The following is a 16,603-nucleotide window of genomic DNA, read 5'->3' on the forward strand; positions in this document are numbered from 1 at the left end:
CACGGCTACCGTGCTCGCAAGAGTTTACTGCATGTGCTTTGGGAGCAAGAGCAATGGCTCGAAAAGTACTTGTTAAGTGACGAAGCTCCTGTAAGCGATGCTCAAGCAAATACTGAACCTTCTGTATCAGAGTAAATTGAAAGCGCGGTTTATGCTGCGCTTTTTATGCCAAAAAGTGCCCCTCACAATTTTAAGTGTTTTATAAATTTTTTCTATTGCGCAGAGTTACAACCTGATATTCAGTACATCACTACAGCTATTAGTTAGAGAGCAACGGCAAGTAAATTCAACGTAGTTAGAGTTGGAAATTATTACCTGTACGTCTGAATTTTGGTTATTTAGAGTGAGGTGAATTATAAATTAAATCATGACTTTATAGTTTATTCTCGTTCGCAATGTCATCCCATTGACATGATAATTACATTTAGCTGTCAATATTACGCTTTAGGGTATCGTGATTAATTAAAACTAAAACGATACCAAGGAAATGTGATGAAATTGAAACCGATAGTAGGCAGCTTATTAATGCTAGGTCTATTAAGTGGCTGTGATCTAGCAGATGATGATAATGATTTAGAGCCTTTGCGTTACCAACTGATATTAAATATCACAGAGCAAAGTGCTGGAAACGTAGTAATAAGTCCAGAGCGTGCTGATTATGAGCAAGGTGCTATTGTTATGCTAAACGCTCAGGCTGCACAAGGATATAAATTTGTTTCATGGTCTGGCGATATTGGTAACGCAGACTATAGCGCGACTTCTTTAACTCTTACAATGAATAACCATAAAGAGGTTACTGCAACATTTAGCCAAATTACTGAGACACCATCAGCAGGGCAAGTGGTGATCAACGAGGTGCGTTCAAATGAAGGCGGTTATGATTTTATTGAGTTGTTTAATAACTCTGAACAAGCATTTACCTTTAGTGACGCTAATTGGGCAGTAAATGATTTAAAAGGCTTTGAGATTGATAAAGAGCCGGGCATTAAAATTCCACAAGGTACAACCATCGCTGCAGGTGGGTTTTTAGTGATTGCCACAGATCAAACTAGCATTCCATTTGATGCACCAACAGATACTTTAGTTGCCACTGCTGGCGATACTGATTTTGGTTTAGGTAAAGGCGACACCGCATTACTGGTGCACAACAATCAAATTGTAGATAGCGCACATTGGAGTGATGGTAGCCATGTGTCTACATGGGGGCGTTTACCAGATGGTGGTAATTGGCACACTCAAGATGAAGCGCTCGCGCCAACGCCTGGTGCTGCCAATAAATTACCAGCGCCGGTTGATGGTGCAACTGCCGCTAATATTGTGATCAATGAAGTGGTTTCAAAAGGCCGTGATGACGCCGATTTTGATTTTGTTGAGCTGTACAACACATCTTCTGAACCATTTGTTTTTGCAGCTAATGAGTGGGAGTTAGTTGATTTAGACCGTGAAGCGAATAACCAAGCGGGTTTAACTATCCCTGCAGGTACAGAAATTCCTGGCCACGGCTTTATTGTATTATTGCCGAATTTAGTTACGGGTGCTCAGTTACCTAACGGTGCACCCGCAACAGCTATTTTAAATAATAATGAAGACTTTGGCTTAGGCAAAGGCGAAACCATTAAACTAAAATACCAAGGCCAAGTGCATCAACAAGTCAGTTATGGCGATTTCCATGTTAATAGTTATGGCCGTTTTCCTGATGGTATGGAATTTATAGAGCTTGTTGATGAGAATGCGCCACAACTTTATGCCAGCCCTGGACGTAAAAACTTCAAAACTCCTATGCATGTTGGTGCTGCAACTACATTAAATTTCACATCATTTAATGATCAAGAAGCGGCTCTTGAAAGCAAAGGCTTCCGAGTATTTGGTAAAGGTGCAGATTTAGCTGCAGACGTTGAGCCTGAGTATGTCGCCGTATCAGCTGATTCAAGCACTGCATGGGTGTCATTGCAAGAGAATAACGGCCTTGCAAAAATAGACTTAACCACGAAAACTATCACTGATATTTTTCCGCTGGGCTTTAAAGATTATGGTATGGCTGGCAATGAAATCGATGCCAGTGATAAAGATAATATGATCAAACTACAAACTCGCGCAAACGTAGTGGGTATGTATCAACCTGATGGCATCGCAACATTTACACAAGATGGCATAGATTACGTTTTAACTGCCAACGAGGGGGATATACGTGACTGGTTTAGCAACTTCGCTGAAGGTGAGAAAGTTGCAGATATCGTGCTTGATGAGTCGGTATTTACAGACGTAAGTATATTACAAAACAACGTCGAATTAGGGCGTTTATTAGTATCGCAATATGTTGATTCTGATACTGCAGCATCAAGTCATAATAAACTCTATAGTTTTGGTGCACGTTCATTCTCAATCTTCAATGGTGATACCGGGGAGCAGGTGTTTGATAGTGGTTCATCACTTGCCTTTGAAGCTAATAAAGCCGGCGTTTACCCAGATGGTCGCAGTGATGCGAAAGGCACTGAGCCTGAGAGTGTAACAACAGGTATGGTTGCCAATAAGCGCTATGCATTTATTGCTTTAGAGCGTGCTGATGCGGTTGCAGTATATGATATTAGTGATGTTAATGCCGTAAGTTTTGTGCAAATGCTCGTTACCCAAGGTGATGATGCGCCAGAAGGGGTGTTATTTATAACCGCTGATCAAAGCCCAACGTCAAAAGCGCAGCTGGTAGTTGCAAACGAAGACAGTGGTAATATCACCGTCTATAGTGAAAACAACGAAGGCAAGTTTGATTTTGCATCACGCTTGTTAATTGAAGGTGGTGAAGGCGCCGCAGAGATCACGGCTTATGATGCACAAACAAAACGTTTATTCGTAGTAAATAACGGCAGCTTGCTTAACGCTCCTCGTATTGAAGTGATTGATTTTGCTAACCCAAATAACATTGCAACACTTGGCGCAATTGATATTAGCTATTACGGTGCAGGTGTTAATTCTGTCGCAGTATCAAACGGAAAACTTGCCGCTGCGATCGAGTCAGGCGTGAAAACTGATACTGGCGTTGTTGCTATGTTTAACACGAGTAGTTATGAGCTTGAAATGATATCTGCGGTCGGAGCACTGCCAGATATGGTAACTTTCAGTCCCGATGGTAAATTAATCATCACCGCTGACGAAGGCGAACCGAGTGAAGACTATAACGTAGATCCGCTAGGCTCTGTATCAATTATTACCGTGCCAACAATACAGTAGCTAATTCAGATTTATTTAAACTTCATCTATAACAAAGGTCTCTATTGAGGCCTTTTTTATTAATATATTTAAACGATAAAAGCCCGACATTTTTATAATGCCGAGCTTTGGACTTTATTAAGGTTTCCATGAAACGTTATATGTAAAGTGACAACTCTTTACTTTTCGGTTGTCTTTGTTTTCTCTTTACGTATTTTTCGCTTTTCTTTTAACGTCATTTTTGCTGGTTTTTTAGCTTTTTCTTTACTCATTATAAATAACTCCAATTAAATATATAAAAATTAATAAATAAAAATTGAAATGATTTACTCTATATAATTCTCCTTACTATTAATTGCTAATATTTGCCAAGAGTGAAAACATCCATATTCTTTACACTCAAAAATGTGACCTATTTTATGTCCTAAAAGATCAGTACCTATAGAAGAGTGTAATGACACAACATTATTACATAGGCCCTTTTCTGCAGCCGGAACTAAGCTTATACGGCGTTTATAACCCGTATCAGTATGCTGGATGACTACGGTACAGCCAATTTGTACATGTGGGCTAAACTTTGACCAAGGTCGTTGTGAATACTCTATTTTTTGCAACACATGCGCGAGTTTCAGCGGATGTAAAAATGCTGAACTTTGGCTTAAATAGTTTTTATACTTATAAAAAGCAGGGGTTTTGTACCCGAACAGAAAAGCAAACACGGACTAAATCTCCACGAAAACTGAACCGAACTTAAATTTAAAATAATACAGTGAGACTGCCGAGTGTAAGAGTTACACTCGGCTTAAATGTCGAAGGTGAGATTTGTTTTTTGTGGATGAGATATTAATATAAACATGATGTTCCTCTTATTTAAAGTAATCATACCTCATAAAAATATTATATCAATGGTGTTTTATAATTTAAAAATAAAGATATTAATTTTAAATTTACTAGTGTGCGTTAATTCCATGTTTTTTTGTGCGTAGCGTGCGTTTTGATACTAAATAATATGCCACAGGAACAAAATAAAATGACAACACAGTGGTTAATACAGTACCACCTGCGATAGCGACGGCAAACGGAGGCCAAAAACCTCCGCCGGCGAGTATGAGTGGTAAAAAGCCACCAACGGTGGTGATAGTCGTGGAGCTGATATGGCGTGAGCAAGTCATCACAGCGGCAACGATTTTGTTTTTATCAGTGAGGGCTTGCAGTGAATTTAACTCTGATAAAATGACAATGGCGGCATTTATGGCCAGTCCCATTAAGCCCAATAAACCAATGATCACAGTAAAACCAAACGGGTAGCCAGCAATAAATACACTGAGCAAGCCCAGCATTGCAGCTTGCAGGGCGTTTATTAAGATTAGCCCTGTGGTGGTAAATGAATTAAATGACATCACCAGTACGGTGATCAATAACACGACAATAATCCCCACTTGGCCAAGCAATTTACCAACCGCTTCGTTGCGTTTTTGCGACTCACCACCGAGCTCTAATCTGTAGCCATGGGGTAATACAAAGTCTGATTGTGCAATGGTGGCGGTCACTTCATTCAGTACGGTTTGCGGTAATACGCCAGTTGCTAAATAAGCTTCGATAATATTAACACGTTCACCGTCACGGCGAGCGATAGAGCCACGAGAAGGGCTCAGTGTTGCACTGGCAAATGATTCAACCACTAGCGGTTGTGCAGTATCTATTTGGTTTGAACTAGCTGGCGTATTTAACTGCGTACTAAATAGCGAGCTAATATCATCTCGGCGCTTATCTGCAACTCTAACACGTACGGGAGCGGTTTCGGTATTATCAATAATACTGCCGACCACGACACCATTGAACTGGTTTTGTAGTTGTGTTGCCATATTACTTAGGCTTAATCCTGCATGAGTCAGCGCTGCTTCATCGGTGTTTAACCATAGTTTAGGCGAGCCCGACAATAAGGTTGGACGGGTGTGGGTTATATCGTTATGAGCAATGAGCTGCGTGCGTAATTGTTGGCCCAGTTCAGAGAGAGTATCTAGGCTTGGGCCATAAATACGCATTTCAATTGGTGCATTGAATGGTGGACCTTGCTCAAGCTTTCTGACTAAAGTTTGTGCGTTTGGAAATGCTTTATCAAGCTGTATTTGCAAGCTTTTTATTAACTCGTTGGCACGTTCAAAGTCGGTTACTTTTACCATCGCTTGCGCATAGTTATTGGCGCCGCGATTACGCTGGAGCATATTATAGTAAAAGCTTGGGAAATTAGTTCCGATCATCCAATCAAGCTTTTCAATGCCTTCAGATTGCCGAATTAGTTGATCCATTTTCTCTATGGCTTGTCGAGTTGATGTAATACTCACATGAGGGGCAAAATGCACTTCAATTTGAAACATATCGCGATCTGAGGGCGGGAAAAACTGCTCGGTGAGTTGTCCTGCCCCAAAAAAACCGGCAACAGGGAGTATAAAGACCAGTAGTAAAGTGAGTATTGGTTTTTCTAGGCTACGTTTTAACGTTGCTTCAAAGCGTTTACTGAGTTTAGGTGTGCGTATACCTTGATAAAAGATACCAGTACGCTGTTCGTTATTGATAAATTGCCCTGCAAATACCACCACTAAAGAGTGTGAAATCAGGTATGAACCAATTAAGGCAAAAATAACACTTAAGGCAATACCGCCAATAAACTCTCCTGCAGCACCTGGCATCAGCACAATCGGTGCAAACGCTAAAATAGTTGTTAGAGTTGAGCCAAGCAGTGGAAGCCAAAAATGTGCCACGGCTTTTTCTACTGCGGCTAAAGCTGTTAGGCCTTGTTGGCGAAAGCGCTGAACAGCATCGGTGATGACAATGGCGTTATCAACCATAATGCCCAGTGCCACGACTAAACCGGTAACCGACATTTGATGAATAGGTAAGCCATAGAGCTGCATACTTACTAACGTAAACAATACGGTTAAAGGTAACGCGGTGCCGACAACCAGAGCAGCTTTAAAACCTAAAGTGATAAATAATACCACTAGAATAAGCACAAACCCCACGGTAATATTGCTGAGTAAATCGGCTAAACGAGTTTGGGTATAACCGCGTTGATCAAAAATATCTTGGAGTAAAATTTGGCTTGGTAAGTCTTGGCTAAAGTTATCGATGGCGACATCAACACGCTTAGAAAAAGTATCGATACGCAAGTTTGGTAACATGCGGATCGCAATATAAATACCGGGTTTTCCATCAATTAATGCAATTTCGTTCACGGGTGTTTTTACTGAGCGAGTAATTTGGGCTACATCAGAGAGTTGATATTGCCCTGCATTTTGATTACTACTTAGTGGAATTGCGCCAATGCGAGCAATCGAGTCAAACGCACCGGTCACTTCAATTTGCATTTGCGATTTGTCATTTGTAAGGGTACCAGCGGCTACTTTTGCATCTGCACCTTGAATAGCTGCATGAATATGCGCTAAAGGAATACCGGCTAAACTGGCTTTTTGTTGATCAACCGCAACTAAAATTTCCTCATCAACTTGGCCAAAAAAATGCACCAACTCCACACCCGAAACATTACGCAATTGATTTTGCAGTTCTTTTGCATAGCGATTAACCGTTGCTAATGTGGTTATATCGTCATTGGCGTTAAGCGATAAGATACGAGTATAAGCATAGCCACGCTCGTCATCCAGTAGCGGTGATGAAGCATTTACTGGCAACTGGTTGTTGACATCACCTAATAAATCACGCATTCGCGACCAAATGGGTTTAACGTTCGTGACTTCGTCTTTTAGCTCAATGGTGATCACTGAGAGCCCAGGACGAGAAATCGACGATAAATGCTTTACTTCAGCTTGGGATTTTAGTTTTTGTTCGATTTTTTCACTTATTTGCACCTCAACTCGTTCAGCACTGGCGCCAGGTAAAGCAGTGGTTACGATAGCGATACGATTAGTTATTCGAGGATCTTCACTGCGCGCTAAGCCACTGATCGCAGCTAAACCACTAACGATAAGTAACGCCACTAAAAGCGCTTGGACACGCCCGTGATTAAATAAATAGCGGATCATCACAGCACCTTGGTTGGTTGATTTGCAACAACATTAACCGAAATGTTGGCCGACAGCTTATGCATGCCATTGGCAACAATTTGCGCACCATTGTGTAATGGGGCGCCAATAAATGCATAGCCATCATGGGCATAATAAAGCTGCACAATGATAGGTTTTAGTACCTTGTTTTTTATTTGATAAACCTGCCAAGTACCGCGCACACCATCGGCAAGGGCATCAAGAGGCACCCAAAAACCGCTTTGTTGCTGATATTGTTGCACTGTTAATTTTGCTAATTGGCCAGCATAAACAACTGCGCTACTTGGCAAAGCAAAGCGCATTGTTAAGGTTTGTGTATGTGGGTCGATACTCGCTCCTTTACTGATAGATTGTGCAGTAAAGTTTTGTCCGGCAATCTCAATGTCCATGCTATTTTGGATGGTGCTTTGCAGTGTCAGTGGGATCCCCATGCTTACTTGCGCATGTTGGTTTTCGATTAAACGCACAATCGGTGTACTGGCTGCAACAATTTCACCTTGTGAGGCAAAGCGCTGGCCTAAAATACCGTTGAATGGCGCGGTTAAATGTGCCTTTTCAGTGCGAATACTGACTTCATTCAAGTTTGCTGCTATTGCGGCTAGTTCTGCGTTAAGTACAGCGATATTGGTTTTAACTTGGTCAAGTGCCGAGGTGGCCGAGTAGTTCTTTTTATCAAGTTCTGCTAAACGCTTTTTTTCAAGTTTAGCGAAGGTAAGTTGTGCTTGAATTCGTTGTTTTTGCGCCTGGAGTTTTTGTTCTTCGATAACTAAAAGCTGCGTATTTTGGCGTGCAATAATATCGCCTTGTTTTACTTGCTCGCCTTGATCAAAATAAATTTGTGCAATTTTTCCTGGAAATTCAAAACTCAACTTTGCATCGTTTTGTATGACCACTTTGCCACTAAGCGTACGTGTTTGATAATAGCCCGCCTCTTGTTGTACTGTGTAGGCAGCTACATGGACCAGACTTTCGCCGTAACATATAAATGGTGTGAATAAAATGAATGCACTAAGCAGATATTTTTTCATTATAATATCCTTATTTATCGCCATGTTAAATCAGCGTGGTTAGTCAGGTGCATTAAACACAGTTATGCTTTGTGCTAGACGCAGAATGATTTAGAATTGGACTCAAGAGTCTAATTTTGTATAAATATAAATCAATCAAACTAGACTGTCTAGTTTGATTTGAGGTGAAAATGGAAATAACTACCCTAAGTCGGTCAGAACAAAAACGACAACAAATTATTACAGCTGCAACGACCTTGTTCATGGATAAAGGCTTTCCTAATACCAGCATGGATCAAATTGCTAAATTAGCCCAAGTATCTAAACAAACGGTTTATAGTCATTTCAAAGACAAAAATAATCTATTTGTTGAAACTGTAACAGCGCATTGTTCCTCCTCAAACTTACGTAAAGAGCGTTTTGAGCCAGCGCAAAGCCTAGAGGAAAACTTACTACGTGTTGTGACTAATTTTATTACACTGGTATTTTCACCCGAGGCATTGAAAGTATACGACACGTGCGTAGCGCACAAAGATGAATACCCTGAGTTGGCCTTATTGTTTTATGACGCTGCCCCTAAAGTAGTGATGCAGCAGGTAGAGGTCTGCTTATGTAGTATTGCACAGGCGGGCTTGCTTGATATCGACAACCCTAAGTTTGCCACGTTACAGTTACTGGGCATGGCCACAGGTGATTGGAAATTACGCCATGCACTTGGGCACGCAAAAATTAATGATGTACCGCCAGCAGCATATATTGAAGATTGCGTAAGGCGGTTTATTAAAATGTATCGCTAAGGCTTTTGAGTAACCACTTACTGCAATATAAATTCATCGATAGGTTGTTTAGTTAATTTACCTATTTGCTTAAAAATGAAAATAATTGCTCCGCCTAATAGCACCATAGTCGGCGCCACAATGACTGGGTAGCTTAACCAAGTCATACGTCCTAACTCTTCGGCATAAGCTGTTGTGCCAGGCATACTAACAACAATACTTTTCGCTAAAAAGTAGTTGAGTGTTGCAGATAAAAAGAACGCACTGGCAACAATAAAACCGGCAAGACGCATTTTTGCATCAAATACCGCGGTGTTGTTTTGTTGCTCTAACGAATGCATAAGTTTATCAATATCAAGCAATTCAGGGTTAATTAGTAATTTACGGATCAGCGGATAAGGAGTGTACTGGCTGATCAATACAATCACACCAATAATTGCTGGTACCATCGCTTCTTTAATCGCGATATAAGCTGGGTCAAGTTCAAATAAACTGATACCGCCAGTAAGTAGTACGCTGATAATGCCAAGTACTGAGAAAAAGTTTACTTTGCCTGATTGTTTAAGTTCCCACAAACCAAATAACAGCGGAAAAGCAAGTGCTACCACCACTGCCCATACCGGGCCTAACGTATCAGGTGTACTAAAGCGGCTTAAAATCACCGCAGGTAAAATAATATTAAAAATTATATTACTGAAAAAATTACTCTTCTTTTTTGCCGCTGTCATTATGCATCAATCATTGGTATTCAATACATAAAGTATATACACAAGTTACTTTAAGATATAGACCCGCTGTGTTGCAGTAGTTACAAGTAAGTTTAGGATAATTTGCTTTATGCAGACTGGTTTAATGAATCTGAGATTTCATCACAGTGCTGTTTTAAAATTTCGATAGCCACTTTGGTTTTACCTGCCAAAATATCTCTTGCTGGGGTAATTGCATACACACTGTAGGTTGGCAGTTGCCAGTCAGTGCATAACTCAACGAGTTCTCCTTCTAGCAATAATGATTGTACTTCTGGCTTTGGTAAAATTGCATAACCAACGCCATCACACACTAATTGAATAATACTGTGCATGTTATTAACCACGATACGTGGTTTTGGGAGCGCTTTTTTTTGGCTGTTTAAACTATGCGTTAGTGGGTGATCTGCAGTGCAATGCGAGATACGAGTATGATGGTTTAACTGCCAAGGCGACAGTGTGCAATGCTCAGCCAATGGGTGACTTTTATGCACACATAATACGAGTGGCCACTTCGCCAAAGGCCGAGCAACTAAACTTGAATCATCCAGCGGGCCAATCGCTATAGCCAAATCAGCGCCCGACTTTATTATATCAAGGGGTTCGTCAGATAAAGTCAGTTGCACATCAAAATCAGGGTACTGGTTGGTTAATTTTTTAAGCGGTTCACTTAATATTCCGCCACCAAATCCAACCGGTGCTACTAACTTTAATTGACCACTAGGGCTGTTTTGTAAAAATTGCAGCTTTTCACCAGCTTGTTTTGCAGCGGTGAGGATGGTTACACAGCTTTGATAATAAATCTCGCCAGCCTCGGTGAGTGTCAGTTCTCGTGGACTGCGATTAAATAAGCTCAACTTAATATCAAGCTCTATTTGTTTGATTTGTTGGCTAATTGCTGATGTGGTCATGGCAAGATCAACTGCGGCTTTACTCATACTACCCGTTTCAACAATGCGCACAAATACAGTTAATGTGCGAAGTAATTTTGTATTCATTTGGTTAAGTCTTACTTAATACTGTTTTAAGAAAATACACATTGTAGAAAAAGGAACATCTCACTACCATGCAAACGCTAATTATTATCATTTAAACTGCATTTGTCACGGAGAAAAATCATGAACCCGGTAAGTTGTAAGTTAATACCGTTAACTAGCGCCATTTTAACCGCGCTTAGTTTATCCAGCTCAATAGTGTTAGCTGATGAAACGAAACAAGATATGGAAGTTATCGTGGTATCAGCGTCAGGTTATGAGCAAATGTTAAAGGACGCGCCAGCAAGCATCAGTGTGATTGATCGCGCAGATCTGGAAAAACGCTTTTATCGTGACTTAACCGATGCAATGACCGATGTCCCTGGAGTTGTGGTTACCGGCGGTGGCGATCGCAAAGATATAAGCCTGCGAGGCATGGCTAGCCAATACACATTAATTTTAGTTGATGGCCAGCGACAATCATCACGTGAAACAAGGCCAAACAGTGATGGACCAGGTGTTGAAGGTGCATGGACACCGCCAATCTCTGCAATTGAACGCATTGAAGTGATACGTGGGCCTATGTCGTCCTTGTATGGCTCAGACGCTATCGGCGGGGTGATAAACATTATTACTCGAAAAACACCCCAGCAGTGGTATGGTGAGCTGCGTTTAGACAGTACAGTTCAACAAAGTAGCGACTCAGGTAATACTAATCAAGGTAGTTTTTTCGCAGCTGGTGGACTTGTCCCAGAATTATTAGGTGTGCAATTATATGGGCAGTTTTCCAAACGTGACGAAGATAATTTTACTTCAGGCTTTAGGGGCAAAGAGCAAAGTAACCTTAAAGCGAAGTTTATTTTAACGCCAAACGATAATCACGAAATAATGCTAGAGGTTGGCAGCGCGCAGCAAAAATTTGAAAACACACTGGGTAAAACAGTTGAACCATTGGCGCCGGGTGAAAGCTGTGGCCGAAGAGGTTGCCCAGAATCATCGACAACAGAGTATGAGCAACAAACTTACTCGTTAACCCATAACGGTTATTATGACTTTGGTAACTCGCGCAGCTATTTAAAATACGATAAGTACGATAATACTTCTCGTGAAATGTTTGTTGAAAACACGGATGCGCAAACCAGTTGGACTTTACCGATTTTTGCCGGTCATAACGCGACGCTTGGTGCAGCTTACTTAAAAGAAGTGCTTGATGATTACACGAGTAATAGGATCAGCGAGTTAACCCATGTAGAAAATAAACAGTGGTCGGTATTTGCTGAGGATGAGTGGAGCACCAGCGACAAATTTAAGCTCACCACAGGTTTGCGTTACGACCACGACGATAATTTTTCAGGCCATTGGAGTCCACGTTTATATGGAGTTTATACCGCGTCTAAGGCTATCACTATAAAAGGTGGTATTTCGACAGGTTTTAGAGCGCCTAATATTCGTCAATCAAATGCAGACTGGGGACAAGTAAGTCGAGGCGGCAATATCTATGGCAACCCAGATCTTAGTCCTGAAAAGTCATTGAATTATGAAATGGGTATTTATTACGATCCACGTGGTGATTACACAATCTCAAGTACTGTGTTTTACAATGAGTTTGATGACAAAATTACGCGAATTGCATGCCCACTTACGCAATGCACGGATGGCCAAAATCAGTTTGGTTCAGATCCGACAACCTATGTAAATGTTGATGAAGCCGTGACTCAAGGGTTTGAATTTTCAGTCTCTTACGACTTAACCAGCGATTTAGGTTTAAGCGCTAATTACACTTATACCGATTCTGAGCAAAAAACCGGGCAATATAAAGGCAGTCCTCTCAATCAGTTACCTAAACATATAGTGCAAACATCGTTAAACTGGCAGCCAAGCGATAAGTTAGGGGGTTGGTTACGTGTGCATTATCGTGGTGAGGAAAGCCAACCAACCACAGGTCCTTCACAAAGCAGCCTAATTGCACCTAACTACACGTTAGCCGATGTGGGTGGTAATTATGTTTTGACTAAAAGCGTAAAGTTAGGCTTTGGTATTTATAACCTATTTGATAAAGATATCACTGAGAATGAATATGGTTATGTCGAAGACGGACGCCGTTATTGGGCATCGCTCGGGTGGCAGTTTTAATGCATACCACTTAGTAACCCCTGCTTAGGTTAAGTAATAAGGTCTCAATTGAGGCCTTATTTTATAAATGGAGCTTTATAACTAACTGAAAATATAAATAAACTATTGCTGATGAAAAGTTTCTACTCTAAAGTTAGGGTAGCATGTGTTTCTATTTCGAAGTTGCTTTGCAGCAATGTGTTTGGCTTTTAGGCAAAGCTGAGCTTAGTAGTGTGGTTATTCCTCATAAATAGGCGATAACGCAGCATTACTGGCAAACATACGGTGCGCTATGCGTTACACCTAAATAGAACAAATTTTAATCCTGAAAGGTCAGTCGCCTTAGTAAGGTAAATATTTAATTACACGCTATAATAATTAACCAATATGAAGTGGTTAGATAAGATTTTTTAGCTATAGCATCTGTCACTATGCAAAATAATACGAGGTATTTATTTGAATTTCCTTCGAAGCTTCCATGATATTGTATCTGATCAAAGTCAAAGTTTTGACGAGAAAACGCATAGTTTGCTCAAGTTTGGGCTTGATGTATTTAATTTAGATATCGCGATTGTTAGTAAAATTGAACAAAATATTTATACCGTGCTCTACGTTATAACACCTGATAATTCTTTAGCTTCTGGTACAACTTTTGATTTAGAAGGCACTTATTGTGTACATACACTCGCAGCAAATGCCGCGCTTACTTTTCATAAAGCGTCGAGTAGTCGCATTGCAAACCACCCATGTTACCTAAATTTCCAGCTCGAATCTTATATTGGTGCGCCAATAAAAGTCGGTGCAACCATATTTGGTACAGTTAATTTTTCATCACCGGCTGTATCTACTCCATTTTCGCAACAAGCCCATGACTATGTTGAGCTATTTGCACAATGGTTGGGTGCTGAGTTTGCCCGCAAGATCACCAATGAACAGCTCGTTAAAAACAATAACACGCTGTTAAAATTAGAGGCTGTAGCAAATATTGGCACGTGGGAAGTTGATTTACTCACTGACAAAGTCACTTGGAGCGAGCAAACACGGCGTATTTACCAAGTTAGTGATAGCTATGTTCCAGATCTTAATGCTGCGACTGAATTTTTTAAAGCAGGAGAAAGCAGAGAAAGCATCGTTAATGCAGTGAACTCTGCAATACAAAGTGGCGAGAAATGGCATCTCGACCTTGAACTTGTTACCGCTAATGGACAGACTTTGTGGGTATCAACATTTGGTGAAGCTGAATTATTAAATGGTCGATGTGTGAGGTTATTTGGTACCTTACAAGACGTGACTGAATCGGTCATGCTTCGCGAAGAGTTAAAAAATAAAAAAGCAGAAGCAGAGCGCATGTTAGAAGATAGAAGCATGCTACTAGCTAAAATAAGTCACGAACTCAGGACACCATTGAACGGCATAACCGGAATGTTAACTACGCTATTAGGTGAGCGCCGTGAAGATAAGAGAGTTGAAAAACTAAAGATAGCTTTGCGTAGCGCGGATATTTTACTGAGTATAATTAACGAAGTGCTCGACTTTTCAAAAATAAACCACGGTGAGTTAAAACTCGAACCAAATCATTTTTTATTAAAAACAATTTTTGTTGATCTTGCTTCGTTGTACATTCCATTGTTTAGAGATAGTAAGGTTGATTTTAAAACAAATATAACGATAGCAGATGACTGTTGGGCTTATTGCGATAATGCTCGGCTGAGCCAAATTGCGTCAAACTTATTAAGTAACGCGTTAAAATTCACTGACGAAGGCTTGGTAAAATTTAATGCTGATGTGAACGTAGTCGGTGATAAATTAGCCTTGCATCTTGAAGTGTGTGACAGCGGAAGGGGGATGAGCAACTCATTTTTAGATTCATTGTTCTCACCTTTTACACAAGAAATAGACGCAAAAAAGAGTAAAGGTGGTACCGGCTTAGGCTTGGCAATCGTAAAAGAATTGATTGATTTTATGGGGGGGACAATAACGGTTGATAGTACCTTTAATCAGGGTACGACATTTATCGTGGATATCCCACTTGCAGTCGGCGCCGTACAAATCGAAAATAATCCTCGGGTAAACGTTGTCATAGCGGCAACTAATTTATCGGTTTTAGTCGTTGATGATAACCAAATAAACCGATTAGTACTAGACGCTTCACTTGAAAAACTAAATATTAAAGCCGATTTTGCAGTTGATGGCGAAGACGCAATTTTAAAGTGTAAGCAAAAAAAATACGATCTTATTTTTATGGATTGCGTGATGCCGCAGCTGGATGGACTTGAGGCCACTAAAATTTTGCGAGCGCAACATATTTGTCCTTATGCAGATACCTTAATAGTGGCATTAACTGCAAATACATCATCTACCGATAAAGTTGCATGCAAAGAAGCTGGCATGGATATGTTTATTTCAAAGCCTTTTAAACTACATTCGATTGAGGAAGCGGTAGTTAATGCTGTAGGAAGGAGCAAAACTAAAGAAATAAGCTAGTTTACAGCGGTATTTTTTAAGGTTTTAGCTTTTCAAGTTATATTTGGTGACGGCGTGTTTAGCATTTGAGCAGTACAGTAAAAGCAGTTTACTGACAGATAAACATAACGTGGCCTAATATTTGTATGTATTTTAATGTGGTATTTGATAAAACGCACTATGATTAGTTTTATTATCGCAATATATTATTATTTCTTTATAGCTCTCAACAGCAATGAACCGTATCCTAAGATACGTTATACACTATTACGCAATGATTGATTGCTTAACTGATGTGTACTGTAAATAAATAATAAAGTCTGCAATTTTACTGTTTGAGGCATGGAGTTGAATGAAAAATAGTGGTGTGGTTTGTCTCACTGATGTACTTGAACTGATGCTTGACGCTGTTTGCGTGGTTGACAAGCAAGGGGTATTTGTTTTTGTGAGCGCGGCTTTTAAAGACATTTTTGGTTACGAGCCTTGCGAAGTAATCGGTAAACCAATGCTCGACTTTGTTTATAAAGAAGATGTTGAGATCACGCTTGACGCAGTAGATACGTTATTATCTGGAGGCTCTAAACCGCGCTTTGAAAATCGTTGGGTGAGAAAAGACGGGCAAGTAGTGCATATATTATGGTCTGTTCGCTGGTCTGATTCACATCAGTTCAGAATTGCTGTTGCTCATGATATCACCGAGCGCAAAAAATTTGAAAAGCAATTACAACATATGGTGGGACATGATCAGTTAACTGGGTTGCCCAATCGCATGCTGTTACTTGACCGAATTCAATCAACATTAACGAAAGCTGACCGACAGCAGGTTGAATTATCGCTACTATTTATAGATTTTGATGGTTTTAAAGAAGTTAATGATTCATATGGGCATCAATGTGGTGATCGATTATTACAAGCCATTGCTGCTCGGCTACAAGGGTGTGTTCGAGGGTCTGATACTGTTGGGCGTTTAGGTGGCGACGAATTTTTAGTCTTACTTCATGGGATTAGCTTACGCTCAGACGTACATAAAACAGCTGAAAAAATCCGCAAAGAGTGCGAACAAGCTTTTGTGATAGATGAACATTCATTACAGCTTTCAGTCAGTATCGGTATCGCCAGTTATCCTGAAATGGGCGAGAATGAACAACAACTTATTCAACATGCAGATCAAGCAATGTATGTTGCAAAAAATGCAGGGGGTAATCGTATTGTCTAAACACGTTACTCCCCTTTGATTAAAATCAACATTTAGCTTTATAA

The 16,603-nt window shown here is 40.3% G+C and carries 10 protein-coding genes; 5 read left to right on the forward strand and 5 right to left on the reverse strand.

The features are described 5' to 3' along the window. Window positions 1-492: 492 nt before the first annotated feature. The gene (locus H5163_RS01140) at window positions 493-3,225 is read left to right on the forward strand and encodes a choice-of-anchor I family protein (protein ID WP_182730904.1); all 2,733 of its coding nucleotides are present in this window, start codon (window positions 493-495) and stop codon (window positions 3,223-3,225) included. A gap of 305 nt (window positions 3,226-3,530) precedes the next feature. Here the strand turns inward: H5163_RS01140 and H5163_RS21495 are convergent, their stop codons facing one another. The 3 genes from H5163_RS21495 to H5163_RS01155 all read right to left on the reverse strand — a co-directional run bounded on the left by H5163_RS21495 (window position 3,531) and on the right by H5163_RS01155 (window position 8,293). After that, the gene (locus H5163_RS21495; RefSeq protein WP_182730903.1) at window positions 3,531-3,923 is read right to left on the reverse strand and encodes a GreA/GreB family elongation factor; all 393 of its coding nucleotides are present in this window, start codon (window positions 3,921-3,923) and stop codon (window positions 3,531-3,533) included. A gap of 231 nt (window positions 3,924-4,154) precedes the next feature. Further along, window positions 4,155-7,244: an efflux RND transporter permease subunit gene (locus tag H5163_RS01150; protein WP_182734032.1), complete on the reverse strand. Its 3,090-nt coding sequence runs from the start codon at window positions 7,242-7,244 to the stop codon at window positions 4,155-4,157. After that, a complete protein-coding gene (locus H5163_RS01155; RefSeq protein WP_182734034.1) occupies window positions 7,244-8,293 on the reverse strand; it encodes an efflux RND transporter periplasmic adaptor subunit in 1,050 nt (349 codons plus the stop codon). The genes H5163_RS01150 and H5163_RS01155 overlap by 1 nt, the downstream gene beginning before the upstream one ends. Window positions 8,294-8,463: 170 nt before the next feature. Here H5163_RS01155 and H5163_RS01160 point away from each other — a divergent pair, with 170 nt between their 5' ends. Beyond that, window positions 8,464-9,069: a TetR/AcrR family transcriptional regulator gene (locus H5163_RS01160; RefSeq protein WP_145234238.1), complete on the forward strand. Its 606-nt coding sequence runs from the start codon at window positions 8,464-8,466 to the stop codon at window positions 9,067-9,069. Window positions 9,070-9,086: 17 nt separating this feature from the next. Here H5163_RS01160 and H5163_RS01165 read toward each other — a convergent pair whose 3' ends face one another. Together H5163_RS01165 and H5163_RS01170 are read right to left on the reverse strand one after the other, a co-directional pair. After that, entirely contained in the window at window positions 9,087-9,776 is a 690-nt protein-coding gene (locus H5163_RS01165; RefSeq protein WP_149980025.1) for a VC0807 family protein, read from the reverse strand. A 107-nt stretch (window positions 9,777-9,883) separates the two neighbouring features. Then, window positions 9,884-10,792: a LysR family transcriptional regulator gene (locus tag H5163_RS01170; RefSeq protein ID WP_182734036.1), complete on the reverse strand. Its 909-nt coding sequence runs from the start codon at window positions 10,790-10,792 to the stop codon at window positions 9,884-9,886. A 120-nt stretch (window positions 10,793-10,912) separates the two neighbouring features. On the opposite strand from H5163_RS01170, the gene H5163_RS01175 reads away from it, so the two are divergent. From H5163_RS01175 to H5163_RS01185, 3 genes are all read left to right on the forward strand, one after another. Then, window positions 10,913-12,901, forward strand: coding sequence for a ligand-gated channel protein (locus tag H5163_RS01175; protein WP_182734038.1), 1,989 nt, complete (start codon window positions 10,913-10,915; stop codon window positions 12,899-12,901). A gap of 435 nt (window positions 12,902-13,336) precedes the next feature. Next, window positions 13,337-15,364, forward strand: a complete 2,028-nt coding sequence (locus tag H5163_RS01180; RefSeq protein WP_182734039.1) for an ATP-binding protein — start codon at window positions 13,337-13,339, stop codon at window positions 15,362-15,364. A gap of 331 nt (window positions 15,365-15,695) precedes the next feature. Next, window positions 15,696-16,559, forward strand: a complete 864-nt coding sequence (locus H5163_RS01185) for a sensor domain-containing diguanylate cyclase (protein ID WP_182734040.1) — start codon at window positions 15,696-15,698, stop codon at window positions 16,557-16,559. Window positions 16,560-16,603: the final 44 nt, after the last annotated feature.

The organism is Pseudoalteromonas sp. SG44-8, from assembly GCF_014164125.1.
Classification (GTDB): domain Bacteria; phylum Pseudomonadota; class Gammaproteobacteria; order Enterobacterales; family Alteromonadaceae; genus Pseudoalteromonas; species Pseudoalteromonas rhizosphaerae.

Excerpts from the sequence above, each read along its gene's own strand:
- H5163_RS01140 (WP_182730904.1), top strand. The coding sequence starts at position 493 with ATGAAATTGAAACCGATAGTAGGCAGCTTATTAATGCTAGGTCTATTA.
- H5163_RS01150 (WP_182734032.1), bottom strand. The coding sequence starts at position 7,244 with ATGATCCGCTATTTATTTAATCACGGGCGTGTCCAAGCGCTTTTAGTG.
- H5163_RS01155 (WP_182734034.1), bottom strand. The coding sequence starts at position 8,293 with ATGAAAAAATATCTGCTTAGTGCATTCATTTTATTCACACCATTTATA.
- H5163_RS01160 (WP_145234238.1), top strand. The coding sequence starts at position 8,464 with ATGGAAATAACTACCCTAAGTCGGTCAGAACAAAAACGACAACAAATT.
- H5163_RS01165 (WP_149980025.1), bottom strand. The coding sequence starts at position 9,776 with ATGACAGCGGCAAAAAAGAAGAGTAATTTTTTCAGTAATATAATTTTT.
- H5163_RS01170 (WP_182734036.1), bottom strand. The coding sequence starts at position 10,792 with ATGAATACAAAATTACTTCGCACATTAACTGTATTTGTGCGCATTGTT.
- H5163_RS01175 (WP_182734038.1), top strand. The coding sequence starts at position 10,913 with ATGAACCCGGTAAGTTGTAAGTTAATACCGTTAACTAGCGCCATTTTA.
- H5163_RS01185 (WP_182734040.1), top strand. The coding sequence starts at position 15,696 with ATGAAAAATAGTGGTGTGGTTTGTCTCACTGATGTACTTGAACTGATG.